The following is a 25,436-nucleotide window of genomic DNA, read 5'->3' as shown; positions in this document are numbered from 1 at the left end:
TGGCTCCTTCAGCGCGAGACGGCGTCGGCCGCGCCGTTGCCGTCACCGTACGCCCTGTCACCCCGGAGCAGTCCGCTGCCCTCCGGGGCCTCCGCCGGGTCCCCGCCCAGGCCGGTGATCCGGTTCCGCCCGTCCACGAAGATGATCTTCGGCTCGTAGCCCTTGGCCTCGGCCGTGTCCATCTGCCCGTAGGCGATGAGTATGACGAGGTCGCCCGGGTGGACGAGGCGGGCGGCGGCGCCGTTGATGCCGATCACGCCGGAGCCGCGCGGGCCGGCGATGGTGTACGTCTCCAGCCGGGCGCCGTTGTCGATGTCGACGATGTGGACCAGCTCGCCGGGGAGCAGGTCGGCGGCGTCGAGCAGGTCCTCGTCCACCGTGACGGATCCCACGTAGTGCAGGTCGGCCTGGGTCACGGTGGCCCGGTGGATCTTGGACTTGAGCATGGTGCGGAGCATTGCGGGTCACGCCTCCTGTGAGTGCATGCCTGAAGGGGGTTCTTACTGCGGTACTACCGAACGATGATGCGGACGTTGTCGATCAGGCGGGTCGGGCCCACCTTCGCGGCGACGGCCAGCACCGCCTCGCCCTGGAAGTCGTCCGCCGCCTCGGAGAAGTCGTGCGGGTCGATCAGGGCGAGGTAGTCCAGGGTGACGCCCTCGGCGCCGTCCAGGGCGGCCGAGGCGGCCTCGCGGACGGCCTTCGGGCCCTGCGCGGCGGCGTCCCGGCCGGCGAACAGGGCCTTGGACAGGGCGAGCGCGTGCTCGCGGTCCTCCGCCGAGAGGTAGCGGTTGCGCGAGGACAGCGCCAGGCCGTCCTCCTCGCGGACGGTCGGCACGCCGACGATCTCGACGTCGAAGTCCAGGTCGGCGACCATCCGCTGGATGATCGCCAGCTGCTGGGCGTCCTTCTCGCCGAAGAAGGCGAAGTCCGGGTCGGTGATGTGCAGCAGCTTGGCGACCACGGTCAGCACGCCGTCGAAGTGGCCGGGCCGGGTGGCGCCCTCGAAGCGCTCGCCCATCGGGCCGGCCGCCATCCGCACCTGCGGCTCGCCGTTCGGGTAGACCTCCTCGGCGGACGGCGCGAAGACCACGTCGGCGCCGTGCTCCTCGGCCAGCCGCACGTCGTCGTCGAGGGTGCGCGGGTAGCGCTCCAGGTCCTCGCCCGGGCCGAACTGGAGCGGGTTGACGAAGACCGTCACCGCGACCCGGCCCTCGCGGCCGACCTGCTTGCGGGCGGCCCGGATCAGCGCGGCGTGGCCCTCGTGCAGCGCGCCCATGGTCATCACGACGGCGTTGTCGACCGGCTGCTCGTCCGGCCAGAACGCGGCCTCGAAGTCGTCCACGGTGCGGGTGACGACGGCCCGGTGGACCTTCGGCGTCCGCTGGGGCTTGTTCGGCTGCTTACCGCGTGCCATCAGTGCTCTCCTCGTTCAGTACGTCCAGCAGTGCCGCCGCCGACGTTTCGTCGATGGTTCCGTTGGCGAGCGCCCGCTGCGCGGTGGCGCGGGCCATCGCCCGGTAGGCCGCCGGGATGTCCGGGGACACCGTACTGAGCTGCGCCAGGTGGCGCCGCACGGTGCCCGCGTCGCCCCGGGCGACCGGGCCGGTGAGGGCCGCGTCACCGGAGCGCAGGCTGTTGTCCAGGGCGGCGCCCAGCAGCGGGCCGAGCAGCCGCCCGGGCTCGGCGACGCCGGCCGAGCGCAGCAGCTCCATCGCCTGCGCGACCAGGGTGACCAGGTGGTTCGAGCCGTGCGCGAGGGCGGTGTGGTAGAGCGGGCGGACCTCCTCGGGCACCCACTCCGGCTCGCCGCCCATCTCCACCACCAGCGCCTCGGCGACCGGCCGCAGCTCCTCGGGGGCGGTCACGCCGAACGGGCAGCCGGCCAGCCGGGCCAGGTCCACCGAGGTGCCGGTGAAGGTCATCGCCGGGTGCAGGGCCAGCGGCAGCGCCCCGGCCCGGGTGGCGGGCTCCAGGACGGCGACGCCGTGGGCGCCGGAGGTGTGCACGACCAGCTGGCCGGGGCGGACCGCGCCGGTGGCGGCCAGCCCGGCCACCAGGTCGGCCAGCGCGTCGTCCGGGACGGTCAGCAGCACCAGGTCGGCGGCGGCCAGGACCTGCGGCGGGGTGACGATCCGCACGCCCGGCAGCAGCGCCTCGGCGCGGCGGCGGGAGACGGCGGAGACCCCGGAGGCGGCGACCACGGTGTGCCCGGCGAGCTGGAGCGCCGCGCCCAGCGCGGGGCCGACCCGGCCGGTGCCGACCACGCCGACGGCCAGCCGGGCGGGGCGGTTGCCGGGGTCGCCTGGGTCGCCGAAAGCCTGGTCGGCGAAGTCGGACGGATTCACGTCCACCCTTGTCCTGCCTTGTCCTGAATGACCGTTCCAGTCCGCTCCACGGGTACCGGACGTACCGCCCCAGTCTACGGGGGCGCCCGGACGCCGAAGCGGCTCAGTCGCCGGCCCCGGCCCGGATCAGCCCGGCCTCGTACGCCAGCACCACGGCCTGGACCCGGTCGCGCAGCCCCAGCTTGGCCAGGATCCGGCCGACGTGGGTCTTCACGGTGGCCTCGGAGAGCACCAGCCGGGCCGCGATCTCGCCGTTCGACAGGCCCTGGGCGACCAGCAGGAACACCTCCCGCTCGCGCTCGGTCAGCGGGCCGAGGACGTCCGAGCCGGGCGCGCTCTGCGGGGTGGGCAGCACCTCGGCGAAGCGGTCGATCATCCGGCGGGTGGTGGTCGGGGCGACCACCGCGTCCCCGCCGTGCACCGCGCGGATCGCGGCCACCAGCTCGGTCGGCGGGACGTCCTTGAGCAGGAAGCCGCTGGCGCCGGCCTTGAGCGCGGCGAAGGCGTACTCGTCCAGGTCGAAGGTGGTGAGGATGAGCACGTGGGGGGCGTTCGGCAGCGGGCTGCCGTCCTCGGCGAGGCAGATCCGGCGGGTCGCCTGCACGCCGTCCAGCCGCGGCATCCGGACGTCCATCAGGATCACGTCCACCTCGGTGCGCCGCAGCTGCTCCAGGGCCTGCGCGCCGTCGCCCGCCTCGGCGGTGATCTCGATGTCGCCCTGCGACTGGAGGATCATCCGGAACCCGGTGCGCAGCAGTTCCTGGTCGTCGACGAGCATCACGCGGATGGTCAAGGTGGGACTCCTTGGAGGGGGTGGACGGCGGACGGGGCTAGTGGGCCGCCTTGAGCGGCAGGACGGCGCGGATCCGGAAGCCGCCGCCGGGGCGGGGGCCCACGTCGAGGCTGCCGCTGACCATGCCGACCCGCTCGCGCATGCCGATCAGGCCGTGGCCGAGGCCGTCCGCGCCGCCGGCGGCCAGGTGCTCGTCGGTGCTGCCGCGCCCGTCGTCCTCCACCAGGACGGCCAGCTCGCGCTCACCGAAGTCGACCGCGACCCGGGCGTGCGCGTCGGGGCCGCCGTGCTTGCGGACGTTGGTGAGCGCCTCCTGGACGATCCGGTAGACGGTCAGCTCGACGCCGCGCGGCAGCTCGCGCGGGTGCCCGGAGGTGGCGTAGTCCACGTCGAGCCCGGCGGTGCGGACCTGCTCCAGCAGCTCCGGCAGCTCCTCGACGCCCGGCTGCGGCACGTACTCCTCGGCCTTGGTGTCGGCGGTGCGCAGCACGCCCAGCAGGCGGCGCATCTCGACCAGCGCCTGGCGGCCGGTGGAGGCGATCGTGCCGAGCGCCTCCTTGGCCTGCTGCGGGGAGTTGTCCAGCACGTACGCGGCGCCGTCGGCCTGGACGATCATCACCGAGACGTTGTGCGCGACCACGTCGTGCAGCTCGCGGGCGATCCGGGCGCGCTCGGCGGCGACCGCCACCTTGGACTGGGCGTCCCGCTCGCGCTCCAGCCGGGCGGCGCGGTCCTCCAGCTCGGTCAGGTAGGCGCGGCGCACCCTGGTCAGCCGGCCCCAGGCCCAGCAGAGGATGAACGGCGTGCTCATCAGCAGCGTGATCAGCGCCGCCTCGCCGAAGGTGTACGGGCGGGTGTGGGCGTCGCCGGCCCGGTCGAAGACCGTCTTCACCGGCATCATCTGCCAGAACACCAGCGGCCCGGAGGCCAGGCCGGCCGTCAGGGCCAGCCGGGAGATCCACTTCTGGCCGAAGGCGGCGCCGGTGTAGGCGAAGACCAGGTAGGCGATCGAGGAGCCGGCCGGCGAGATGTCCACGAGTACCTGGCCGACGCCGATGGCGGCGGCGGCGGACACCGTGAGGTCGGGGAAGCGCCGCCGGACGACCATCAGCAGCGGCAGCACCACCGCGATCGCGAGCGAGACGTCGAAGCGCCAGCCGTCGTCGATCGGGCCGTCGTTCGGCACCAGGCCGGCGAAGAGCACCATCGCCGCCCAGGCGGCGTCGACCACCATGGGGTGACGGCGGAGCCAGGCGTTGAGTCGATGCACGTGTCCAGCGTAGGCAGTCGCTCCGTGTGCCCAGGTCCGCCGGTAGGGCGATCCGCCCTACTCCGTAGGTCGGAGAAGCACCCGATCCGATGGGGAGGGTCGACCGGGCGCCGGGTAGCGTCCAGCCCCATGACTTGGATGCGGTGGGCGCCCGCCATGGAACGGGCCCTGTACGACCCCGGGCAGGGCTTCTACCGCAGGCCGGAGGGCCCCGCCGGCCACTTCCGCACCTCCGTGCACGCCTCGCCGAGGTTCGCCCGTGCGGTGGCCCGGCTGCTGCTGGAGGTTGACGAGGCCCTCGGTCGTCCGGAGGAGCTGGCCCTGGTCGACATGGGGGCCGGGCGGGGCGAACTGCTCACCGGCGTCCTGGCCGAACTGCCCGCGGAGGTGCTGGCGCGGCTGCGCCCGTACGGCGTGGAGGTCGCCGACCGCCCGGCCGGCCTGCCGTCCACAGCCCTGTGGACGGACCGGCCGCCGCGCGGGGTGACCGGGCTGCTGTTCGCCAACGAGTGGCTGGACAACGTCCCGCTGGACGCCGGGGAGGTCGACGAGGACGGGGTGCTGCGCTACGTCGAGGTGGACACCGCGACCGGCGGGACCCGCCTCGGCGAGCCGGTCTCGGCGGCCGACGCGGCCTGGGCCGGCCGCTGGTGGCCGGTCGCGGAGCCCGGCGACGCGGTGGAGTTCGGCGGCCCCCGGGACGCCGCCTGGGCGCGGGCGGTGGCCGGGCTGGAGCGCGGCCTGGCCGTCGCCGTCGACTACGGGCACACCGCCGGGCGGCGGCCGCCGTTCGGCACGTACGCCGGATTCCGGGACGGCCGGGAGGTGGCGCCGGTGCCGGACGGCTCCTGCGACGTCACCGCGCACGTCGCGCTGGACTCCGTCGCCGTGCCCGGTCTCCACAGCCTGTGGACAACGCAGCGGGAGGCGCTGCGGGCGCTCGGCGTGAGCGGCGGGCGCCCGGCGCTCGCGCTGGCCACCAGCGACCCCGTCGGCTACCTGCGGGCGCTCAGCGGGGCGGGGGAGGGGGCCGAGCTGACCGACCCGGGCGGGCTGGGCGCCTTCGGGTGGCTGGTGCAGGCCGTCCGCATGACGGAACCGGTGAGCCTGGCGGGCCTGCCGGGATGGCAGACTCTGGGGGCATGAGGGAGACCACGGTCGGCATCGGGGCGGGAGCCGAGAACTTCACCGGCGCGGCGGGCACCACCGACATGGTGCTCAACATCGGCCCGCAGCACCCGGCCACCCACGGCGTGCTGCGCCTGAAGCTGGTGCTGGACGGCGAGCGGATCGTCAGCGCCGAGCCGGTGATCGGCTACATGCACCGGGGCGCGGAGAAGCTGTTCGAGGCCCGTGACTACCGGCAGATCATCATGCTGGCCAACCGGCACGACTGGCTCTCCGCCTTCTCCAACGAACTCGGCGTCGTCATGGCCGTCGAGCGGATGCTCGGCATGGAGGTCCCGGAGCGGGCGGTCTGGGTCCGCACCCTGCTCGCCGAACTCAACCGGGTGCTCAACCACCTGATGTTCCTCGGCTCGTACCCCCTGGAGCTGGGCGGGATCACCCCGGTCTTCCACGCCTTCAACGGCCGCGAGGACCTCCAGCACGTGCTGGAGGAGGCCTCCGGCGGCCGGATGCACTACATGTTCAACCGGGTCGGCGGCCTCAAGGAGGACCTGCCGGCCGGCTGGCTCGGCCGGGTCCGCACCGCCGTCGCCACCGTGCGCTCGCAGCTGCCCGTCTTCGAGGACCTCGTCCTCGGCAACGAGATCTTCCGCGCCCGCACCGCCGGGGTCGGCGTCCTCACCCGGGCGCAGGCCGAGGCGTACGGCGTCAGCGGCCCCATCGCCCGGGCCAGCGGCCTCGACCTCGACCTGCGCCGCGACGAGCCGTACCTGGCGTACGGCTCCGAGGAACTGCGGCAGGTGCTCACCGTGGTCACCCGCGAGGAGGGCGACTGCCTGGCCCGCTTCGAGTGCCTGCTGGAACAGACCCTCAACGCGCTCGACCTCGCCGACGCCTGCCTCGACAAGCTCGCCACGCTGCCGCCCGGCCCGGTCAACCAGCGGCTGCCCAAGGTGCTCAAGGCACCCGAGGGCAGCACCTACGCGTGGACCGAGAACCCGCTCGGGATCAACGGCTACTACCTGGTCTCGCGCGGCGACAAGACGCCGTGGCGGCTCAAGCTGCGGTCGGCGTCCTTCAACAACATCCAGGCGCTCACCGAGCTGCTGCCGGGGACGCTGGTCGCGGACATGGTGGCGATCCTGGGGTCGATGTTCTTCGTGGTCGGGGACATCGACAAGTAGGCCAGCGCCGGGGGCCGGTGCCGGCGGTGGGCCGGTGCCGCCGCGTGGGGCGGGCACCGGGGGGCGGGTCAGTCCTTCTTGGACTTCCTGACCGGGTCCGCCGGGTGCGGGGCCACCTTGCGGTCGCCCTTGGTGGCGATCCGCTCCTCGCACAGCCGGGCCAGCACCTCGTACCCCTTCCGGCCCATCAGCTCGGTGAGCTCGGGGCGGTAGCTGACGTACACCGCGTCCGCGCCCTGGTGGGCCGCCGGGGCGCCGGTGCACCACCAGTGCAGGTCGTGGCCGCCCGGGCCCCAGCCGCGGCGGTCGTACTCGCCGATCGTGACCTGGAGGTAGCGGGTGTCGTCGGGGCGGTCGATCCAGTCGTAGGTGCGGCGGATCGGCAGCTGCCAGCAGACGTCCGGCTTGGTCTCCAGCGGCTCGCGGCCCTCCTTGAGGGCGAGCGCGTGCAGGGCGCAGCCGGCGCCGCCCGCGAAGTCCGGGCTGTTCACGAAGATGCACGCGCCGCCGACCCGGCGGGTCTGGCGGTCGCCGTCCTCGTCCAGCATGGTGATGCCGCCGTCGGAGACGATCCGGCCCTTGGCGTCGGTGCCCTCGGCGAAGTTCTCCCACAGCTCGGGGGTCAGCCGGGTCGCGTGCCCCAGGACGCGCTTCTCGTCGTCCTCGTCCGAGTAGTGCGCGCCCAGCGTGCAGCAGCCGTCCGACTCGCCGCGGCCCTCGCGGATGCCGTGGCAGCCCTGGCCGAAGACGCAGGACCAGCGGGAGGTCAGCCAGGTGAGGTCGCAGCGGAAGACCTGCTCCTCGTCGGCGGGGTCGGCGAACTCGACCCAGGCGCGGGCGAAGTCCAGCGGGACCTCGTCGCGCGGGATCTCGCGGCGCAGGCTCGGCATCGCGAGGTCGACGGGGGCGGGGGAGGCCTTGGGCTTCGCCTTGGACTTCTTCTTGGACGTTTCTGCTGGTGCCACCCGGCAAGGGTAGAGCTTTCGGGGGCGGGAGCGCGGTGGCGGGACCGGTGGCGGGGTCGGTGGCGGGGTCGGGGCGGGTTTGCGGCGGGGCCCGGCGGAGCACGGGGCGGGGTCGGTGGTGGCGGGGTCGGCCGGGGTGAAGGCGGGGTGAAGAGGTCCGTCGGGCGCTGCGGGCGGGCCCGGGGGCGCGCCTAGGATGGCGGCCGGTCCGCGGCGGGGTCCGCGACGGGACCGCTACGGGGAGGTACGGGGATGGCAGGCGGCAGCACCGGGGCGTCCGGCGGCGCGGGCGGGGAGTTCGTCCTCAAGCCGTGGGAACTGCACGGCGAGGGCCGGGAGTTCGAGAAGCTCGGCGGCGAACTGACGAAGGCCGTCGCCGCCCTGGAGCAGGGCCTCGCCGCGCTCGGCGCCCCCTGGGGCGCGGACCAGCCGGGCAGCGGGTTCGCCACCGTGTACGGGCAGGCGCGCGGTGAACTCGTCGGCGGGTTGCGGGGGTTGGCCGGGCGGGTGGCCGGGGTCGGGGCCGGGCTGCACACGATGGCCGCGCGGACGGCGGACGCGGACAGCGCGGCGGCGGGCGGGTTCGGGGCGACGGCGGTGCCGGGCGTTTCTGGGGCGTCGGCGGTGCCGGGCGTGGCGGTGCCGAGGGTCGCGGGAGTTCCCGGGGTGCCGGGGGCAACCCCCGGGGTGGTGCCCGCCGTCCCCAAGGACATGTCGGTCTGACGGACCCGGCCCGAAGCCCGGCTCGAAGGGGGAAGCGCGTGTCCCGGAAACTGCCCGAGGAACTGGTCCCGGTGCTGGCCCGGACCGGCCGGCTGTGGCCGCAGGCCGATGAGGAGGGCCTGCGCAAGGCCGCCGGAGTCTGGCGCGAGTTCGGCAAGGAGGCCGACCGGCTCACCCGCCGCTGCGGCGAGTCCGTCCGGCGGGTCACCGCCGACAACTCCGGCCACGCGGTCGAGGCCTTCGGCGCGTACTGGCAGGCCTTCAGCGGCGGCGGCAAGGGCCACCTGGACGACGCGCACAGCGCGGTCGGGCTGGTCGCCGGGGCCTTCGACACGTCCGCGCGGGCCGTGGACACCTGCAAGGCCGAGATCATCGCGACCCTGCGGCAGCTCGCCGCCGAACTCCGGCAGGCCGAGGAGCAGGCGGCCAAGGCCAAGGAGGCGGCCGGCAAGATCGCCGCGGCGGCGACCGGCGGCGACCCGGCCGGGAACGGGGTGGCCGGGAGCGAGGTGGTCGGGAACGGGGTGGCCGGCGGACTGCGGAAGGCCGTCGGCGGCCTCGCGGCCACGGTGGAGAACGCCGCCACCGAGCAGGTCGCGGCGGGGGTGGCGGCCGTCGCCGTCGAGACCGCCGCGCTGAAGATCGGCGGACTGCTCGCCGAACTCGGCCGCGCCATGAAGGACGCCCTGTCCGGCGTGCTCGAGGAGCCGGCCGCGGTCGCCCTGCTGAAGCTCGGCAGCACGCCGGGGACGGAGGTCACCGCCGCCTCGTACCGCAACGGCGCGTTCGACCCGCTCGCCGCCGGGCTGCCCGCCGCCCTCGGCGAACCGGGCGTGCTCGGCGCCGACGGCTCCGGGCTGGTGCTGCTCGCCGGGAAGGACGGCAAGCCGCTGGTCGGCGTGCCCGGGCTGACGGTCAAGGTGGACGAGCAGGGCAAGCCCGTCCTCGGCCCGGACGGGCAGCCGGTCATCCTCCGCGCCGACGGCACGCCGGTGGCCGACGCCACCGGGCTGCTGGTCGTCCCGGGGCCGGACGGCAAGCCGGTGGTCGGGGTGGCGGACCTGGCGGTCCGGCTGGACGAACACGGGCAGCCGGTGCTCACCGACGAGGACGGCAAGGCGCTCCGCGGGGTGCCGCTCGCCGGGCTGACACCGGGGGCGGACGGGCCGGGGGTGGTCGGGCCGTCGGCGGTCGGGCCGGGTGGCGACAAGCCGCTCGCGGGTGCGGCGCCCGACGGGCCGACGGTGCCGACGGTGCCGGGCGCGGTGACGGTGGCCTCGGTCGCGGTGGCGGACCCGGGGGCGGTCGTCGGCGCGCCGGACGTGGCGAGCGCGGCGAGTGCTCCCGTGGGCGCGTCGGCGGGCGGTTCCGTGGCGGCCGGGGGCTCGCCGGGGCAGCACCGGGCGACGGGCGGTGGGGGCGGCGGTGACTGGGCACCGCCGGCACCGGCCATTGCCGCGCCGGCCCGGCAGAGCGGCGGGTCGGCGGGCTGGTCGGACGGGGACTACCCGCTCCAGGCGCCCGCGGCCGCCTCGCACAGCGGCGGGAGTACGGGCGGGCCGGTGGCCGTACGGACGGACTCGGTGAGCGCTCCGGCCGCGCCCGCCACCGCGCCCGCCACCGCGCCCGTCACCGCACCGTCCGCCGGAGGACCCGCGTACGGCCCGGCGCCGGAGACCCCCTCGGCGGTCCGGCCGGTCGGGGTGCCCGGGCAGTTCGGGACCCCGGCGTACGGCGGCGGGTACGGCACGTACCAGGCGGCCGGTCCGGTCGCCACCGTCGGGCCGGGGCCGCTGGCGGGCACCGGCGGCGGACCCGCGAACGTGGCGGCCCCGTTCGGCAGCGGCGTCGGGGCGGGGGCGACCGGCAGTCCAGGCGGCCCCGGCGGCGTGGTGGGCGGTGGGCAGGCCGTCGGCGGTCCGGCCGCTGGAGGGCCGCCGACCGGCGCGCCGGTGGCCCGGACCCCGGTCGGCGCGGCGCCGCACCCGGTCGTCGGACCGCCGCCGGTCCACGCCGCGCCGCCTTCCCCGGCCGCACCCCCGGTCGTCGGGACCACCCCGGTGATCGGACGCCCCGAGGCTCACCCGGTGGAGGCCCGACGGCGGGAGAACGCGGCGGTCCCCGCCGACCCGACCCTCGCCTGGGGCGCGGTCCCGGTCGCGACCGCCCACGCGATGACCCTCCAACTCGCCCTGCGCGCCCGGCGCGGAGCCCAGCCGGAGGATCCGGCGTTCCGGCCGCGCAGCATCGCCGACAGCCGTCCGTACGGCCTGCCGGGCGGGCTCGCACCGGTCGACCCGGAGCACCAGGCCGAACTCGAACGCCGCGCCCCCCGGGACGCGGACGGCCTGCCCGCCCGCCACCCCGACCCGGCCGCCGGCGGCTGGGCGGAGGCCGTCAACGACGGCGGCCACCGCGAACCGGGCCGGGCCAACAACAGCCTGGAGATCGCCCTCTCGGCGGTCGAGTGCTACACCGGCCGCCCCACCTGCGCGGCCCCGCGCATCCCCACCGAGGGCGACGCCGGCGAACGCGGGGGCCGCGACCGCGCCGAACGCGAACTCGGCGCCCCCTTCCGGGACCTGGGCGACGGCGCCCCGGCCTTCGACCGCCTCACCGACGACCTCCGCCGCGCCGGCCACGGCTCCCAGGCGGTGCTCCTCACCCTCGACGCCTACGGCCGTCCGCACGCCTGGAACGCCGTCAACCACCAGGACGCCGTCACCTACCTCGACCACCAGCTCGCCCGCCAGGCCCCCACCCCCCTCCACCCCGCCACCCACGGCCTCTGGGCCATCGCCCTCACCCCCGAAGGCCGCCCCCTCCCCCTCACCCCCGCCGCCTGACCTGCGCCACTGACCCGCACCCCACACCCCGCGCAGGAAGTCGGCCCGCCCGACTTCCTGCGCAGCCGGACGTCGTGCCCCCTGCCACCTCGCCTCCTGAGCCGCACCCCCGCCGCCTGACCCGCCCCCTGCCACCTCGTTTCCTGACCCGTACCCCACACCCCGCGCAGGAAGTCGGCCCGCCCGACTTCCTGCGCAGCCGCACTCGACACCCCTTCTGCGGAGAAATCTGTAGACCGGTCGCCATATTCGCCACACGGGAACCGGGGGTAGCCCGCGCGAGAAGTCGGCCCGGCCGACTTCCTGTGCGCGATCGGGCCGGCCAGGTCGAGGTTCACCAGGTGCTGCATAGGAAGTCGGCGGAGTCGACTTCTCGTGCGCAGAGAGGCGAGGCCGGCGGCGATCTATGTAGTCCGACCGTCATATCCCTCGCGCGTGCATTGGACGGGCTCGCATGAGAAGTCGGCCCGGCCGACTTCTTGCGCGCTTACGAGCGGGTTGGGCCTGGCTGTGCCCATAACTATGTAGACCGGCCGTCATATTTTCCCAGGTCCTGCACAGGAAGTCGGCTGGGCCGACTTTTCGTGCGCAGGGTGGGGTGCGGGTCGGCAGGATCTGTAGACCGGTCTGCATATTTCTCCCAGAGGTGCATGGAAGGTCGGGCTGATCGACTTCTCGTGTGCGGAGGGGCGGGGGCGGCGGCAGGCTATGTGGCCTGGTCTTCGCCCGCGTTGGAGCAACTCGCGCGAGAAGTCGGCTGGGCCGACTTCCTGTGCGCTTTCGGGCTGGCCGGGCCAGGGTGTACCTGGGGCCAGGTAGGCCGGCCGTCGTATTTGCCCGGGTTCTGCATAGGAAGTCGGCGGGGTCGACTTTTCGTGCGCGGGGGAGGTGTGGGGCGTCCCCCAGGGGTGCATGGAAGGTCGGGCTGATCGACTTCTCGTGCGCGGAGGGGTGGGGTCGGCGGCAGAGGGAGCTACGCCAGAAGTCGGCGGGGCCGACTTTTCGTGCAGGGGGTGTGGGCCAGTAAGGGCGTGCAGGCCGGTCGTCGCATACCTCGTGGGGGATGCGTGAGAAGTCGGCCGGGCCGACTTCCTGTGCGGGGCGGGGGGTCGGTGGGGGCGTAGGGTCGCGGGTCGGGCAGGGTCGGGGTCGGGGAGGGCCGGATGATTTCGCGGGTGCAGGCGGTGGAGGCGGGGCAGCGGTGGATCAACGGGGATCTGCCGCAGGGGGCCGGGGTGGTGCGGCGGGTGTGCACCCATGAGTTCGAGCTCGGCTGGGTGGTGTGGGCGGAGCCCGCCCGGGTGGTGGTCGACCCGCGGACGGGGGAGCGGCGGGCGCCCGAGGAGGTGGGGGCGGCCTGCGCCGTGGTGGACCGGGAGAGCGGGCGGTTCACGGTGTGGCCCTCGGTGCCGGTGGACGAAGTGGTGGGGCTGTACCGGGACTTCGTCGGCGCGGGCGGCTACGACCCGACCCTCCCGCCGGCGACCGGCCGGGGCGCCAGGGCCGAGCTGACCTACCGGGACGGCACCGGCGAGGAGCGGTCGCTGGCCCTGCGGTCCGCGGCGGGCCTGCCGCACCCGGCGCTGCGCGGCTGGTGGTGGCTGCGCGAGCAGGGCGTCGCCGCCGAGGACGTGCTGGCCGTCCGGACCGACCTGCGGCCGAGCGCCCTGCCCGGCGGCTACTGGTCGTACGCGCTGGCCGCCGAACTGCCGGACGTCCGGGTCGACTTCGAGCTTCCGTACGGTCCGCGCTTCGACCACCGGGCCGCCGCCGTACGGGCGCTGCCCGCGCCGCCGGACGGTCCGGCCCGCAACCGGGTGCCCTTCCCCCGCGCGGTGCGCGACGCATCCGGCGGTCCCGGCATATCCGGCGAGCCCGACGCCGTGCTCGCCGCCCGGCTCGCGGAGCGGTTCGGCCCGGCGGGCGTCCAGCGCTTCGAGCCGGCCGACGTCGCCCGCGCCGAACTGCCCGGGGACGCGGCCGCGCTGCTGCTGGCGGTGGGCGTCCCGGTGGCCGTGCCGGGGTTCTTCGCGCTGCACCACCCGGGCGCGGAGGCGATCGCCGACGGCACCCGCCAGGGCACCGTCCTGCCCCCGCTCGCCGCGCACCTGGCCGGACTCGGCCGCGGCACCCGGGTGGCCGAGCGGGAGCGCCTGGCGCTCGCCGGGCAGCTGGTGCTGGGGACGGACGGCTGGGCGCTGCTGGCCCTCGACCCGGTGGACGGCGCCGTCCGGGCGGTGGACCCGGACTACGCGACCGCCCGCCACTGCAACGCGGACCTGCGCGCCTTCGTCCGCTGCCTGGAGGCGTTCGCCGGCTGGTGGCCGGCTCTGCGCGGGCTCGACCCGGTGGCCGCGGGCGGGGCGGTGGACGCCCTGCAGCGCGCGCTGGCGGCCGTGGACGGCACGGTCTTCGCCGACCCGGAGAACTGGTGGGCCGTCATCGTCGAGCAGCTGTGGGACGGCCTCCTCTGACGGACGGCGGACCGCCGGAAGACCGGCCCGCCCACCGGCCCGCCCACCGGCCCGCGGACCGGTTCCGGACCGGCGCGAATACCGTCGCACCCCCTCTCACCAGGGCCCGGATCGCGTAGCGTGGAGAGTTATGCGACTCGGTGTGCTCGACGTAGGTTCCAACACGGTCCACTTCCTCGTGGTGGACGCCCATCCGGGCGCTGCTCCGCTGCCCGCGTACTCGCACAAGGCCGAGCTGCGTCTGGCGGAGCTGCTGGACGAGGACGGTGCGATAAGCGAGGCCGGGGTCGAGCGGCTGGTCGGCCACGTCGCGTCCTCGCTGCGGGTCGCCGAGGACAAGGGCGTCGTCGACATCCTCCCGTTCGCGACCTCCGCCGTGCGCGAGGCCGCCAACGGCGAGGAGGTGCTGCGCCGGGTGGCCGCCGAGACCGGCGTCGAGCTGCGCGTGCTCTCCGGGCAGGACGAGGCCCGGCTCACCTTCCTGGCCGTCCGCCGCTGGTTCGGCTGGTCCTCGGGCCGGCTGCTCAACCTGGACATCGGCGGCGGCTCGCTGGAGATCGCCTGCGGCCTGGACGAGCAGCCGGACGTCGCCTGCTCGCTGCCGCTGGGCGCCGGCCGGCTGACCGCCCGCTGGCTGCCGGGGGACGTCGCCGACCCGGAGGGGCTGCGCGAGCTGAGACGCCACATCCGGGCCGAGCTCGCCACCGTGGTCGGCGAGATCACCCGGCTCGGCCCGGCCCGGCACGCGGTCGCCACCTCCAAGACCTTCAAGCAGCTGGCCCGGATGACCGGCGCCGCCCCCGCCGACGCCGGTCCGTACACCGACCGTCGGCTCACCCGCAGCGGGCTGGCCGCCTGGCTGCCCCGGCTGTCGGCGATGACCGTCGCCGAGCGCGCCCGGATCCCGGGCGTCTCCGAGGGCCGGGCCAAGCAGCTGCTGGCCGGCGCGCTGGTCGCCGACGCCGCGATGGACCTGTTCGGGCTGGAGGAGCTGGACGTCTGCCCGTGGGCGCTGCGCGAGGGCATCATCCTGCGCCGCCTGGACACCATGGACAGCCCGGCCGACCGCCGCCGCCCGGCGCTCACCCCGTAAGCCGGGCGCGCACCCCGGGGCGCGCACGCGGGCGGCCGCCCGGACAGTCGTCCGGACCCGTCCCGACCGACCGCCGACCGACCGCCGACCGACCGCCCCGGGGCAACGTGCCGATGGTCACTGCGCCGGTCATCCCGCCCCGTTCGCCGCGTGCTCCGCTTACGCTGTCTCCCGTGGTGCAACCAGCGGGCGAGGACGGAACGCAGGAGGACCGCACTCCCGGGAGCGGGCAGTCGCGGCCGGACGGCCCGCGCCGCAGGCTCGGCAAGGCGGTCACGGGCGCCACCGCCGCCCAGGCCGCCAAGCAGGCCTCGAAGGCGGTCAAGGCCGCCCAGCGCACCGCGAAGACCGCCGCGGCGAAGACCAGCGCGGCGAAGACGGCGCGAACGGCGAAGACGGCGCGAACGGCGAAGACGGCGAAGACGCCCACCGCGAAGCAGCCCGCCCCGAAGGCGAAGCAGCCCGCCGCCAAGGCCGCCCCGAAGGAGACCCGCACCGCCCGGGCCGCCGGCGCCGCCAAGGCCGCCGTCCAGTCCGTCCGCTCGGTCAAGGCCGCCAAGCGGGACGCCGCCCGCCCGCCGCTGCTGCGCACCACCGACCGGCTGGTGCTGCCCCGGCACCCGGCCCTGCACATCCCGGACACCAAGGTGGCGCTGTCCACCGCCTCGGTGTACCCGGCGAGCACCGCCGTCGCCTTCGAGCTGGCCGCCAAGCTCGGCTACGACGGGGTCGAGGTGATGGTCTGGAACGACCCGGTCAGCCAGGACATCGACGCCCTGCGCCGGCTCTCCGACGCCCACCGGCTGCCCATCCTGGCCGTGCACGCGCCCTGCCTGCTGATCACCCAGCGGGTGTGGAGCACCGACCCGTGGACCAAGCTGGTCCGGGCCCGGGCGGCGGCCGAGAAGCTCGGCGCGAGCGCCGTGGTCGTCCACCCGCCGTTCCGCTGGCAGCGCCAGTACGCCCGGGAGTTCGTCGAGGGGATCCACCGGATGGCGGGCGAGACCGACGTCCGCTTCGCCGTCGAGAACATGTACCCGTGGCGCTACCGCGACCGCGAGATGCTCGCGTACGCCCCCGGCTGGGACGTCACCGACGAGGAGTACCGGCACTTCACCATCGACCTCTCGCACGCGGCCACCTCCCGGATCGACACCTTCGCCATGGTCGAGCGGATGGGCGACCGGCTCGCCCACGTCCACCTGGCCGACGGCAGCGGCTCCGGCAAGGACGAGCACCTGATCCCCGGCCGCGGCAAGCAGCCCTGCGCCGAGCTGCTGGAGCACCTCGCCCGGACCGGCTTCGACGGCCACGTGGTGCTGGAGGTCAACACCCGCCGCTCGGCCTCCCCCGCCGAACGCGAGGCCGACCTGGCCGAGGCCCTCGCTTTTACCCGCTTGCACCTGGCCACCCCCTCGCGCGTACGCTGAGCCGTCCGGTCCGCCCGGGCGTCAACTGCCGTACGAAGGGGGACGCATGACGGAGAGTCGGAACTATCGCGAGGCCGCCGCGAGCTTCGGCGGGGTCGCCGCCGAGTACGAGCAGGGCCGCCCCGGCTATCCCGACGAGCTGTTCGAGGCGCTGGAGCGGCTCTGGGGCCGCGGCCTCGCCGGTGCCCGGGTCCTGGACGTCGGCGCCGGGACGGGCATCGCCACCCGGCTGCTGGCCGCGCGCGGTGCGGAGGTCGTCGCCGTCGAGCCCAGCCCCGGGATGGCCGCCCGGTTCCTGGCCTCCTCGCCGGGCCTGCCGCTGGTCCGGGGCACCGGCGACGACCTGCCCTTCCACGACGGGTCCGTCGACCTGGTCGCCTACGCCCAGGCCTTCCACTGGACGTACCCCGAGAAGTCCGTCCCCGAGGCGGTCCGGGTGCTGCGGCCCGGGGGCGCCGTCGCCGCCTGGTGGAACGTGTACGACGAGACCGTGCCGTGGATCCGGGCCAGGAGCGAGCGGATGGCCGCCGCCCTCCCCGGCCGCTTCCACGGCTACGGCGGGATCAGCGGCCACGTCGGGCACTTCGCCCCGGCCGGCCTCGCGGTCGAACGGACGGCACTGCGCTGGGAGCGGCGGGTCACCGTCGAGCACGTGCTCACCGACCTCACCTCCCGCTCCTACCTGGCCTCGCTCAGCCCCGAGGAGCGCGCGCCGGTGCTGGCGGCCGAACGGGAGGCCATGGTCGCCGCGTTCCCGGACGGCGTCGTGGTCGAGCCGTTCAGCCTGGACCTCACCGTGGCCGTCAAGCCCGGCTGACGCCCGGAGCCCGCACCGCCGTCCGCCGCCTGCCCGCACCGCCGTCCGCTCGCGTTGCTGCCCGCCCGCCCGAATCACTGCCCGTCCGCCAGCGCCTCCGCCTGCCCGCATCGCGGACGGACCGTCCGCCGGCCGGACGGCGGGCGTAGGCTCGGTACCCACAGCGGCCCCCGAACCCTCCCAGCAGCGGGGTGCCCGCGAGAGCCCCGAAGGAGTGGAGCACAGTGCCCGAGCTGAGGTCCCGTACGGTCACCCACGGTCGCAACATGGCAGGCGCCCGGGCGCTTCTCCGGGCGGCCGGCGTAGCCCGCGAGGACTTCGGCAAGCCGATCATCGCGGTGGCCAACTCCTTCACCGAGTTCGTCCCCGGGCACACCCACCTCCAGCCGGTCGGCCGGATCGTCTCCGAGGCGATCAAGCAGGCGGGCGGCATCCCGCGCGAGTTCAACACCATCGCCGTGGACGACGGCATCGCGATGGGCCACGGCGGCATGCTCTACTCGCTGCCCTCGCGCGACCTGATCGCCGACTCGGTCGAGTACATGGTCAACGCGCACTGCGCCGACGCCCTGATCTGCATCTCCAACTGCGACAAGATCACCCCGGGCATGCTGATGGCCGCGCTGCGCCTGAACATCCCGACCGTCTTCGTCTCCGGCGGCCCGATGGAGGCCGGCAAGGCCACCCTGGTCGACGGCACCGTGCGCAAGCTCGACCTGGTCGACGCGATCTCCCAGGCGGTCAACGAGAACGTCTCCGACGAGGACATCGCGATCATCGAGGAGAACGCCTGTCCCACCTGCGGCTCGTGCTCCGGCATGTTCACCGCCAACTCGATGAACTGCCTGACCGAGGCGATCGGCCTCTCGCTGCCGGGCAACGGCTCGGTGCTCGCCACCCACACCGCCCGCCGGGCCCTGTACGAGCGGGCCGGGCAGAACGTCGTCGAGATCGCGAACCGCTACTACGGCGGTGACGACGCCTCGGTGCTGCCCCGGGCGATCGCCACCCGCGCCGCCTTCGAGAACGCCATGGCCCTGGACATCGCCATGGGCGGCTCGACCAACACCATCCTGCACCTGCTCGCCGCCGCCCAGGAGGCCGAGCTGGACTTCGACATGCGGGCCATCGACGCGATCTCCCGCAAGGTGCCCTGCCTGTCCAAGGTCGCGCCGAACGGCTCGTACTACATGGAGGACGTGCACCGGGCCGGCGGCATCCCGGCCATCCTCGGCGAGCTGTACCGGGCCGGGCTGCTCAACGAGGACGTCCACACCGTGCACGCCGACTCGCTCGCCGAGTGGCTCAAGACCTGGGACGTGCGCGGCGGTTCGCCGTCCGCCGAGGCCGTCGAGCTGTGGCACGCCGCCCCCGGCTGCGTCCGCTCCGCCGAGGCCTTCTCGCAGTCCGAGCGCTGGGAGTCGCTGGACACCGACTCGGCCAAGGGCTGCATCCGCGGCGCCGAGCACGCCTACTCGGTCGAGGGCGGCCTGGCCGTGCTGTACGGCAACCTCGCCGAGGACGGCTGCATCGTGAAGACCGCCGGCGTGGACGAGTCGATCTGGACCTTCAGCGGCCCGGCCGTCGTGGTCGAGTCCCAGGAGGACGCGGTCGAGGCGATCCTCGCCAAGCGGGTCAAGGAGGGCGACGTCGTCGTCATCCGCTACGAGGGCCCCAGGGGCGGCCCGGGCATGCAGGAGATGCTCTACCCGACCTCCTTCCTGAAGGGCCGGGGCCTGGGCAAGGCCTGCGCGCTGGTCACCGACGGCCGCTTCTCCGGCGGTACCTCGGGCCTGTCCATCGGCCACGCCTCCCCGGAGGCGGCCTCCGGCGGCACCATCGCGCTGGTCGAGGACGGCGACACCATCGCCATCGACATCCCCGGCCGCCGGATCTCCCTGGAGGTCCCGGACGAGGTGCTGGCCGAGCGCCGCCGCGTCCTGGAGGCCACGGGCGGCTACCGGCCGAAGAACCGCGAGCGTCAGGTCAGCCAGGCCCTGCGGGCCTACGCCGCGATGGCCACCTCCGCCGACAAGGGCGCCGTCCGCGACGTGTCCAAGCTCGGCTGAGCCCGAGGCGAACACCGGGCCCGCAGGGAACCGGAACGCCGGGCCCGTACGGCACCGGAACACCGGGCCCGCACCGAACGAGGAGGAGCCGTCCCACCGGCCGGGACGGCTCCTCCGCCGTGTGCGGCGCTCGGGTGATAATCGACGGCGTGAGCGAGCAGCCCCCCACCCCCGCCCCCACTCCCGCCGGCGCCCCCGAGCCGGAGCCGATCCGCTTCTTCGGCACGTCCTGGCTCAACCGGGACAACGGCTACTGGCCGCGCCGGGTCGGTGTCTCGGTCGGTGCCCTGGCCGCGACCGCCGCCGCCGTGCTGGTGCTGCGCTTCGGCATCGAGGGCATCGCGCTCTCCGAGGACGGCACCTTCCTCAACGGGCTGCTGACCGCCGCCATCGCGGTCTGCTCGATGATGGCCGTACGGCGCACCTGGAAGGTGCTCACCGAGGGCCGGGACCAGCTGACCGGCTGGATGGCCGAGGACAAGTCGCTCGGCGCGGTATGGCTGATCGGCGGGGCCGGCAGCCTGGCCGCCTACTTCGTCCGCAGCCTGGTCGAGGCTCCCGGCGAGGCGGTCCGGCGGGCCGCCCACGAGCGGGCCGTCGCCCAGTACGAGAAGCGCCAGGCGGGCCGCGGCCGCCGGCCCGACACCAAGGCGCCGGGCCGGGCCAGGCGCAAGCGCTGACGTCGGTCAGGTCCGGCTGGCGGAGCCGCAGTTCCCGGTGCCCGGCGGCACCCGGTCCCGGTCGTACGGGTCCGTGGTCGGCCCGGTCGGTACCGGGCCGGGCCGGGTGGACCGGTCGAACTCCGGGTGCAGGAAGCCGTCGTAGCGGCCGCAGGTGCTGTTGCCGAAGCTCTCCACGGTCTCGTCGATCGCGAGCTTCCCCGGATCGACCTGGTACTTGGCCGGGTCGTAGAAGTGGAAGGTGTCCACCTGCCGGACGATGGTCCGGACCGTCTCCGCGAGGTCCGCGGAGCCGTTCGCCGAGGCCGCCTGGTCGGCCGTCTTCGGGCCGGGGCGCAGCGCGTACACGTAGCTGACGTCGGCCCGCATCAGGACGCCGTTCTCCCCGTCGGCCGTGACGTCGATCCGGCCCCGCACCTTGACCACGTCGGTGACCGGGACGGCCTCCCGCGGGTCGAAGCGGGTGAACCAGGCGGTGGGGTCACTGGTCGCCGAGGGGTGGTCCAGCGACGCGGCCGCGGCCTCCCGGGTGCGGCCGTCGAGCATCGCCAGCGCGGCGTCCGGGCGGCCGCCGGACACCACCTTCGGGTCCAGGTGGGCCGCCGCCAGGTAGGCCCGCACCGACTGCAGCCGGGCGGCCACCTCGTCGGCACCGAACGCGCCGGTGGCCCGGGGGGTCTTCGGCAGTTCGATCCCGTCCGTTCCGGCGGCCCAGTCCTCGGCGGGGGAGCCGGCCCACGGGTGGTCGGGGGTCGGCTGCCGTCCGTCGCGCTCCGCCGCCGGGCTCGCGGAGACCGGGTGGTCGGAGGCGTAGCCGAAGTGGGTGGAGTACCAGAGCTTCAGCCCGTCGATGTTCAGTGCCACGAGCAGCACGGCGACGGTCAGCAGGACGTAGAGCGGCGTGCGCCACTCCAGGCGGCGGCGCGGACGCGGGTCGCCCCACGCGTCGACCGCCCGCGCCGGGCGGACGGGCTTGCGGCGGAAGCGGCGCCCGCGCGCCGGGGGGCCGTCGTTGACCGAGCGGCGGCCGCCCGGATCGACCGGCGGGGTGTGCTTCCAGCGGGCGGACAGCATGCGGGTGCGCCCGCTCTGCTCCTTGACGGTGGCGCTGCGGACGAACTCCTCGTCCAGGACGAGGTCGGCGAACGGGTCCTTCCGGCCCGCCCCGGACGGGTCGGACCCGTTCGGCTCGTCGCCCCCGGCGGGGCGCGGTTCCGGTTCTTCGGCGATCGGCATCGCGCCAGTATGCCGACGGGGTCTGACGATCCCTCGATCGGGGGCACACCGTGTGGTGAACACCTGTGCGTCGTCCGCGGGACCGGTGCCGTTCGTCCGGAAGCGCGCCGGTGCGGGCGCCCGCTCAGTCCTTGCCGCGGGCCTGCTTGACCGAGCCGACCACCCCGGCGATCGCCAGCAGCAGGCCGGCCGGCAGCAGCGAGATGAAGAAGGCGCCGAACAGGCCCTCGTCGCCGAGGAACAGCTGGGCCAGCGTGTTCAGGACCAGCAGCCCGCCGACGGCCGGGAGCGCCGACTGCCAGGGGTGCTCGTTCGCCCAGCGGCGCAGCCTCCGGTCGGTGGTGTCGCGCCGCAGCCGGCCGCCGACGGTGCCGACCAGGAAGAAGAAGAACAGGCCCCAGCCGGCCGGTGAGGCCAGCATGCTCAGCGACCAGTCCCCGGTGATCGCATCGATCCCCAGGGCCGTCGCCCCCACCACCGCACCGACCCCCGCGGCGGTCCGCCACGGGCCCACGGTCGCCGAGGCGACGGCGAGTTGCCGGTTCTCACGTCGGGACATTTCGTCGTGTGCCATGGCTCCACGGTGCGCCCGTGGGAGCCGGGAGGCCATAGGGGAAACCCCCGAGATTTCTCCCTAGGGGCCTGTCCTCCGCCAGGCGGCCGGGTGGGCGGCGACCACGGAGCCGACGGTCCCCGCGCGGGCCGCGACCACGGAGCGGACGGTCCCCGGGCGGGCCGCGACCACGGAGCCGATGGTCCCCGCGCGGGCCGCGACCACGGAGCGGACGGTCCCGGCGCGGGCCGCCGGGCGGTGCGAGGATGGCGGCAGTACCGAGGCAAGGAGCGGGAGCGGACCATGGGCAGCAGCGGAGCACACGGACAGAAGATCGCCTTCCTGGGCACCGGCAAGATCGGCGAGGCCCTGCTCTCCGGTCTGCTGCGGGCCGGCAAGGACCCGGCCGACGTCCTGGTGACCGCCCGCCGTCCCGAGCGGGCGGCCGAACTCGCCGACCGCTACGGCGTGGTGGCCGTCTCCAACGCCGAGGCCGCCAAGCTCGCCGACACCCTGATCCTCGCGGTCAAGCCGCAGGACATGGGCGCCCTGCTGGAGGAGCTGGCCCCGCACGTCGGCGCGGACCGGCTGGTGATCTCGGCCGCGGCCGGCGTTCCCACCGCCTGGTTCGAGGAGCGGCTCGCGGCGGGCACCCCGGTGGTCCGGGTGATGCCCAACACCCCGGTCCTGGTGGACGAGGGGATGAGCGTCATCTCGGCGGGCTCGCACGCGGGCGAGGAGCACCTGGCGCGGGCCGAGGAGATCTTCAGCTCGGTCGGCAAGGCGCTGCGGCTGCCCGAGTCCCAGCAGGACGCGGCCACCGCGCTGTCCGGCTCCGGGCCGGCCTACTTCTACTTCCTGGTGGAGGCGATGACCGACGCCGGCATCCTGCTCGGGCTGCCCCGGCAGGTGGCGCACGACCTGATCGTGCAGTCCGCGATCGGCGCCTCAGTGATGCTGCGGGACTCCGGCGAGCACCCGGTGAAGCTGCGCGAGGCGGTCACCTCCCCGGCCGGCACGACCATCGCGGCGATCCGCGAGCTGGAGAACCACGGGGTGCGGGCCGCCCTGCTCGGCGCCCTGGAGGCGGCCCGGGACCGCTCCCGGGAGCTGGCCTCGGGCGGGAAATGACCGCTGCGCGACCCCTCCCGTAATCGCGGCGCACCCCCTACGCTCTCGCCAACATCGTCCTACCGGCCGGTAGCGCGGTTCGTGTGGAGTCCGCCTGGAGGTCCGCTTGAGTGCCGCCCCGCCCGTGGTCCCGCCCGTTCCGCCCGCCGCGTCGCCGCCCCCGGTGGCGCCCGGTCTGCGCACCGGGCGGGCCGCGCTCGCCGCCGCCTTCCTGCTCCAGGGCGTCACCTTCGCCCTGCTGGTCACCTGCATCCCGGAGATCCAGCACCGGTACGGGCTGAGCGACGGGCTGCTGCCGGTCTTCCTGGCCGCGGTGCCGGTGCTGGCCGGGGTCGGGTCGATCGCCTCCGAGCAGCTGGTGAAGCGCACCGGCGCGCGGGTCGTGCTGCGGGTGGTCCAGCCCGCCGTCTGCCTGAGCCTGGCGGCCGCCGGACTGGGCGGGGCACTGTGGCAACTCGCCCTGGCACTGGGCGCGTTCGGGCTGCTGGTGGGTGCGCTGGACGCCAGTATGAACATGCTCGGGGTGGGGCTCCAGCACCGCTACGGCCGCTCGATCATGATCGGTTTCCATGCCGCGTTCAGCCTCGGCGGCATCCTCGGCGCGGCCCTCGCGGGCCTCGGCTCGCACTACGACCTCGGGCTGCCGCTGCTGTTCGGCACGGCCGCGGCGGTGATCGCCCCGCTCGCCCTGCTGGCCGGCGCCTTCTTCGCCGGTCCGGCCGAACTCGGCGACGCCGTCCGGGAGGCCGCCGAGGCCGCCGCCCGGTCCATCCCCTGGCGTCCGCTGCTGCCGCTCTGCCTGGCGATGGCCTTCGCGTACATCGCGGACTCCTCGGTCTCCAACTACAGCGTCAAGTACCTCACCGACGGGCTGGGCAGCCGGGAGGACCTCGCCAAGCTCTCCTACCTGGGCTACATGGTCGCGATGCTGCTCGGCCGGGCCCTGGGCGACCGCGCGGTGCAGCGCTTCGGCGCCGTCCCGGTGGTCCGCGTCGGTGCCGCGCTGGCGGCGCTCGGCTTCGGCCTCGCCGCGGTCGCGCCCGCCGCCTGGGCGGGCATCGCCGGCTTCACCGTGCTGGGCTTCGGCATCTGCGCGATCATCCCGCAGGTGTTCGCGGCCGGCGGCCGGCTCTTCCCGGCCGACTCGGACGCCGCGGTGGCCCGGCTCAACCTCTTCAACTACGTGGGCTTCCTGGTCGGTTCGCCGCTGGTCGGGGCGATCGCGGACGCGAGCTCGTACCGCTGGGCGCTGCTCGCCCCGATGCTGCTGGTGCTCGCCGTCCTGCCGCTGGCCGACCGCTTCGCCCCGGCGCCGGCGCAGGCGCAGGCGGTGGCCCCCGCCGCCGGGTGACGCTCCCGGCCCCCGCCGCCGGGTGACGGCGGGGGCGGTCGGCGGGGTGGGGGTCAGCTGATCACGGTCTGCAGGCCGGGCATGCCGTCGAGGAAGGGGCCGCTCCTGGTCTTGACGACCGGGTAGCCGTACTCGGCGTAGACGTACGGGGCCCAGTTCAGTGTGTACGACCCGGTCCAGGGCGGCGTGGAGGTGATCTTGACGGTGGCCGTGACGGTGCGGGTGGCGCCCGGCGCGATCGGCACCGTGGGATGGAAGTTGACGGAGTTGCCGCCGAACACGCAGTCCACCTGGTCCCCGCCGCAGCCGGTGAAGGTGAACGCGCCGGTCAGCTGGTTGGAGGGGAAGCTCGGTCCGATCCACTCGTACGCGAAGGTGATGGGGGCGGATTCGGTGTTGGTGAGGGAGAGGGTCAGGGTCAGTTCATCGCCCGGTGCCGCCGTCTTCTTGTCGACGGAGGCCGAGACGCCGGTGATCACGCCGTCGTCGCGGGTGGTGGCGGAGGCCGGCTGGGCGGCGAAGATCAGGCCAAGTCCCAGTACCGTGGCGAGAATTACCCCGACGCGTTGCATGCTGAATGGCTTCATGGCGGATGAGAATAGGGAGTTGTGAAGGCCGCGTCTGCGGCTCCTTCACGCCATCTTCAACCGTTGCCGGAAAGCCCTTGCCCCCGCCGCCGGGTGACGGCGGGGGCGTTCGACGGGACGGGGGTCAGCTGATCACGGTCTGGAGCGAGGGCACCCCGAAGGTCCAGGTCTGGTCCTTGGCGGTACCGGTGGTGCCCACCTGGCCGAACTCGTAGTAGACGTACGGCGCCCAGTTCAGCGTGTACGGGGCGGTGCCCCACGCCGGGGTGTCGGTGATCTTGACGGTGAGCGTGACGCTCTTCGTCGCGCCGGGTGCGATCGGCGCGTTGAAGTGGAAGTTGGCGCTGTTCCCGGTGAACGCACAGTCGGAGGTGTCACCGGTGCAGCCGGTGATGGTGAACGCTCCGGCCTGCGTGTTGGCCGGCCAGGTCGGCTGGACGGCCTCGTAGGCGAAGTAGATGGGACTGTTCTCACTGTTGGTGAGCGACAGCGTCAGGGTCAGCTGGTCTCCCGCCTTCGCCGTCGACTTGTCGACCGCGAAGGTGGTGCCGCTGACCGCGGCGGAGGCCGGCTGGGCGGCAAAGAACACGCCAAAACCCAGTATTGCAGCGAGAATTACCCCAAGGCGTTGCACGCTGAATGGCTTCATGGCGGAGAGGATATGGAGTCGCAAAGCTTTTGTCTGCACCGCCTCAACACCCGCCTCCACAGTCGCCCCACAACTTCCGTAGTTTCATCGCGCACCTGCCGCCCGGCCG

At 74.7% G+C, this 25,436-nt stretch carries 23 protein-coding genes; 12 read left to right on the top strand and 11 right to left on the bottom strand.

Translation table 11 applies throughout. The features are described from left to right. Window positions 1–8: 8 nt before the first annotated feature. From panD to ACLWS4_RS07970, 5 genes are all read right to left on the bottom strand, one after another. The gene (gene panD / locus ACLWS4_RS07990) at window positions 9–458 is read right to left on the bottom strand and encodes an aspartate 1-decarboxylase (protein ID WP_416873641.1); all 450 of its coding nucleotides are present in this window, start codon (window positions 456–458) and stop codon (window positions 9–11) included. 53 nt (window positions 459–511) lie between these two features. Continuing rightward, entirely contained in the window at window positions 512–1,417 is a 906-nt protein-coding gene (gene panC / locus ACLWS4_RS07985; RefSeq protein ID WP_074001699.1) for a pantoate--beta-alanine ligase, read from the bottom strand. Then, a complete protein-coding gene (locus ACLWS4_RS07980) occupies window positions 1,404–2,348 on the bottom strand; it encodes a Rossmann-like and DUF2520 domain-containing protein (protein ID WP_074002121.1) in 945 nt (314 codons plus the stop codon). Before ACLWS4_RS07980 ends, panC begins: the two co-directional genes overlap by 14 nt. A gap of 103 nt (window positions 2,349–2,451) precedes the next feature. Further along, window positions 2,452–3,141, bottom strand: a complete 690-nt coding sequence (locus ACLWS4_RS07975) for a response regulator (protein WP_074001698.1) — start codon at window positions 3,139–3,141, stop codon at window positions 2,452–2,454. 37 nt (window positions 3,142–3,178) lie between these two features. After that, complete coding sequence (locus ACLWS4_RS07970) at window positions 3,179–4,375, bottom strand: sensor histidine kinase (protein WP_380739296.1); 1,197 nt, start codon at window positions 4,373–4,375, stop codon at window positions 3,179–3,181. A 165-nt stretch (window positions 4,376–4,540) separates the two neighbouring features. Here ACLWS4_RS07970 and ACLWS4_RS07965 point away from each other — a divergent pair, with 165 nt between their 5' ends. After that, on the top strand, window positions 4,541–5,557 hold the full coding sequence (locus ACLWS4_RS07965) for an SAM-dependent methyltransferase (protein ID WP_074001696.1): 1,017 nt from the start codon (window positions 4,541–4,543) through the stop codon (window positions 5,555–5,557). After that, complete coding sequence (locus ACLWS4_RS07960) at window positions 5,554–6,723, top strand: NADH-quinone oxidoreductase subunit D (RefSeq protein WP_074001695.1); 1,170 nt, start codon at window positions 5,554–5,556, stop codon at window positions 6,721–6,723. Before ACLWS4_RS07965 ends, ACLWS4_RS07960 begins: the two co-directional genes overlap by 4 nt. Before the next feature lie 68 nt (window positions 6,724–6,791). On the opposite strand, the gene ACLWS4_RS07955 is transcribed toward ACLWS4_RS07960, so the two are convergent. After that, window positions 6,792–7,688 (bottom strand): hypothetical protein, encoded by an 897-nt coding sequence (locus tag ACLWS4_RS07955; RefSeq protein ID WP_074001694.1) that lies wholly within the window; start codon window positions 7,686–7,688, stop codon window positions 6,792–6,794. A gap of 252 nt (window positions 7,689–7,940) precedes the next feature. Between ACLWS4_RS07955 and ACLWS4_RS07950 the strand changes: the two genes are divergently transcribed. From ACLWS4_RS07950 to ACLWS4_RS07915, 8 genes are all read left to right on the top strand, one after another. Beyond that, the gene (locus ACLWS4_RS07950; RefSeq protein WP_416873640.1) at window positions 7,941–8,411 is read left to right on the top strand and encodes a hypothetical protein; all 471 of its coding nucleotides are present in this window, start codon (window positions 7,941–7,943) and stop codon (window positions 8,409–8,411) included. A gap of 38 nt (window positions 8,412–8,449) precedes the next feature. Then, window positions 8,450–11,257 carry a toxin glutamine deamidase domain-containing protein gene (locus ACLWS4_RS07945; protein WP_416873639.1) on the top strand — a complete coding sequence of 936 codons (2,808 nt, stop codon included), beginning with the start codon at window positions 8,450–8,452 and terminating at the stop codon, window positions 11,255–11,257. A gap of 1,163 nt (window positions 11,258–12,420) precedes the next feature. Beyond that, window positions 12,421–13,731: an SUKH-4 family immunity protein gene (locus ACLWS4_RS07940; RefSeq protein ID WP_416873638.1), complete on the top strand. Its 1,311-nt coding sequence runs from the start codon at window positions 12,421–12,423 to the stop codon at window positions 13,729–13,731. Window positions 13,732–13,861: 130 nt separating this feature from the next. Then, on the top strand, window positions 13,862–14,824 hold the full coding sequence (locus tag ACLWS4_RS07935) for a Ppx/GppA phosphatase family protein (protein WP_049652204.1): 963 nt from the start codon (window positions 13,862–13,864) through the stop codon (window positions 14,822–14,824). Between the two features lie 602 nt (window positions 14,825–15,426). Next, the gene (locus ACLWS4_RS07930; RefSeq protein ID WP_079272395.1) at window positions 15,427–16,254 is read left to right on the top strand and encodes a sugar phosphate isomerase/epimerase family protein; all 828 of its coding nucleotides are present in this window, start codon (window positions 15,427–15,429) and stop codon (window positions 16,252–16,254) included. Between the two features lie 46 nt (window positions 16,255–16,300). Continuing rightward, window positions 16,301–17,071, top strand: coding sequence for a class I SAM-dependent methyltransferase (locus ACLWS4_RS07925; RefSeq protein WP_117488324.1), 771 nt, complete (start codon window positions 16,301–16,303; stop codon window positions 17,069–17,071). Window positions 17,072–17,295: 224 nt separating this feature from the next. Continuing rightward, complete coding sequence (ilvD, locus tag ACLWS4_RS07920; RefSeq protein WP_074004027.1) at window positions 17,296–19,140, top strand: dihydroxy-acid dehydratase; 1,845 nt, start codon at window positions 17,296–17,298, stop codon at window positions 19,138–19,140. Window positions 19,141–19,289: 149 nt separating this feature from the next. Further along, window positions 19,290–19,820 carry a hypothetical protein gene (locus ACLWS4_RS07915; protein WP_117491793.1) on the top strand — a complete coding sequence of 177 codons (531 nt, stop codon included), beginning with the start codon at window positions 19,290–19,292 and terminating at the stop codon, window positions 19,818–19,820. Between the two features lie 6 nt (window positions 19,821–19,826). On the opposite strand, the gene ACLWS4_RS07910 is transcribed toward ACLWS4_RS07915, so the two are convergent. From ACLWS4_RS07910 to ACLWS4_RS07900, 3 genes are all read right to left on the bottom strand, one after another. Then, window positions 19,827–21,056 (bottom strand): hypothetical protein, encoded by a 1,230-nt coding sequence (locus tag ACLWS4_RS07910; RefSeq protein WP_416873637.1) that lies wholly within the window; start codon window positions 21,054–21,056, stop codon window positions 19,827–19,829. Window positions 21,057–21,180: 124 nt separating this feature from the next. Next, on the bottom strand, window positions 21,181–21,630 hold the full coding sequence (locus ACLWS4_RS07905; RefSeq protein WP_416873636.1) for a hypothetical protein: 450 nt from the start codon (window positions 21,628–21,630) through the stop codon (window positions 21,181–21,183). A gap of 60 nt (window positions 21,631–21,690) precedes the next feature. Next, window positions 21,691–21,834 carry a hypothetical protein gene (locus ACLWS4_RS07900; protein ID WP_416873635.1) on the bottom strand — a complete coding sequence of 48 codons (144 nt, stop codon included), beginning with the start codon at window positions 21,832–21,834 and terminating at the stop codon, window positions 21,691–21,693. A 78-nt stretch (window positions 21,835–21,912) separates the two neighbouring features. Between ACLWS4_RS07900 and proC the strand changes: the two genes are divergently transcribed. Together proC and ACLWS4_RS07890 are read left to right on the top strand one after the other, a co-directional pair. Next, entirely contained in the window at window positions 21,913–22,740 is an 828-nt protein-coding gene (gene proC / locus ACLWS4_RS07895; RefSeq protein WP_049652199.1) for a pyrroline-5-carboxylate reductase, read from the top strand. Window positions 22,741–22,915: 175 nt separating this feature from the next. Next, a complete protein-coding gene (locus tag ACLWS4_RS07890) occupies window positions 22,916–24,091 on the top strand; it encodes an MFS transporter (RefSeq protein WP_416873755.1) in 1,176 nt (391 codons plus the stop codon). Window positions 24,092–24,144: 53 nt separating this feature from the next. Here ACLWS4_RS07890 and ACLWS4_RS07885 read toward each other — a convergent pair whose 3' ends face one another. Together ACLWS4_RS07885 and ACLWS4_RS07880 are read right to left on the bottom strand one after the other, a co-directional pair. Beyond that, the gene (locus ACLWS4_RS07885) at window positions 24,145–24,678 is read right to left on the bottom strand and encodes a hypothetical protein (protein WP_107418826.1); all 534 of its coding nucleotides are present in this window, start codon (window positions 24,676–24,678) and stop codon (window positions 24,145–24,147) included. A gap of 124 nt (window positions 24,679–24,802) precedes the next feature. Beyond that, window positions 24,803–25,267 carry a DUF11 domain-containing protein gene (locus ACLWS4_RS07880; protein ID WP_049652197.1) on the bottom strand — a complete coding sequence of 155 codons (465 nt, stop codon included), beginning with the start codon at window positions 25,265–25,267 and terminating at the stop codon, window positions 24,803–24,805. Window positions 25,268–25,436: the final 169 nt, after the last annotated feature.

The organism is Kitasatospora sp. SC0581, from assembly GCF_048159585.1.
Lineage (GTDB): Bacteria > Actinomycetota > Actinomycetes > Streptomycetales > Streptomycetaceae > Kitasatospora.
This window is presented reverse-complemented; position numbering and strand designations above follow the sequence as displayed.

Bases quoted from the DNA above. Each gene is read 5' to 3' on its own strand.
- panD (WP_416873641.1), bottom strand. From the start codon at position 458: ATGCTCCGCACCATGCTCAAGTCCAAGATCCACCGGGCCACCGTGACC.
- panC (WP_074001699.1), bottom strand. From the start codon at position 1,417: ATGGCACGCGGTAAGCAGCCGAACAAGCCCCAGCGGACGCCGAAGGTC.
- ACLWS4_RS07970 (WP_380739296.1), bottom strand. From the start codon at position 4,375: ATGGTGGTCGACGCCGCCTGGGCGGCGATGGTGCTCTTCGCCGGCCTG.
- ACLWS4_RS07965 (WP_074001696.1), top strand. From the start codon at position 4,541: ATGACTTGGATGCGGTGGGCGCCCGCCATGGAACGGGCCCTGTACGAC.
- ACLWS4_RS07960 (WP_074001695.1), top strand. From the start codon at position 5,554: ATGAGGGAGACCACGGTCGGCATCGGGGCGGGAGCCGAGAACTTCACC.
- ACLWS4_RS07950 (WP_416873640.1), top strand. From the start codon at position 7,941: ATGGCAGGCGGCAGCACCGGGGCGTCCGGCGGCGCGGGCGGGGAGTTC.
- ACLWS4_RS07940 (WP_416873638.1), top strand. From the start codon at position 12,421: ATGATTTCGCGGGTGCAGGCGGTGGAGGCGGGGCAGCGGTGGATCAAC.
- ACLWS4_RS07935 (WP_049652204.1), top strand. From the start codon at position 13,862: ATGCGACTCGGTGTGCTCGACGTAGGTTCCAACACGGTCCACTTCCTC.
- ACLWS4_RS07925 (WP_117488324.1), top strand. From the start codon at position 16,301: ATGACGGAGAGTCGGAACTATCGCGAGGCCGCCGCGAGCTTCGGCGGG.
- ACLWS4_RS07910 (WP_416873637.1), bottom strand. From the start codon at position 21,056: ATGCCGATCGCCGAAGAACCGGAACCGCGCCCCGCCGGGGGCGACGAG.
- ACLWS4_RS07905 (WP_416873636.1), bottom strand. From the start codon at position 21,630: ATGGCACACGACGAAATGTCCCGACGTGAGAACCGGCAACTCGCCGTC.
- proC (WP_049652199.1), top strand. From the start codon at position 21,913: ATGGGCAGCAGCGGAGCACACGGACAGAAGATCGCCTTCCTGGGCACC.
- ACLWS4_RS07885 (WP_107418826.1), bottom strand. From the start codon at position 24,678: ATGAAGCCATTCAGCATGCAACGCGTCGGGGTAATTCTCGCCACGGTA.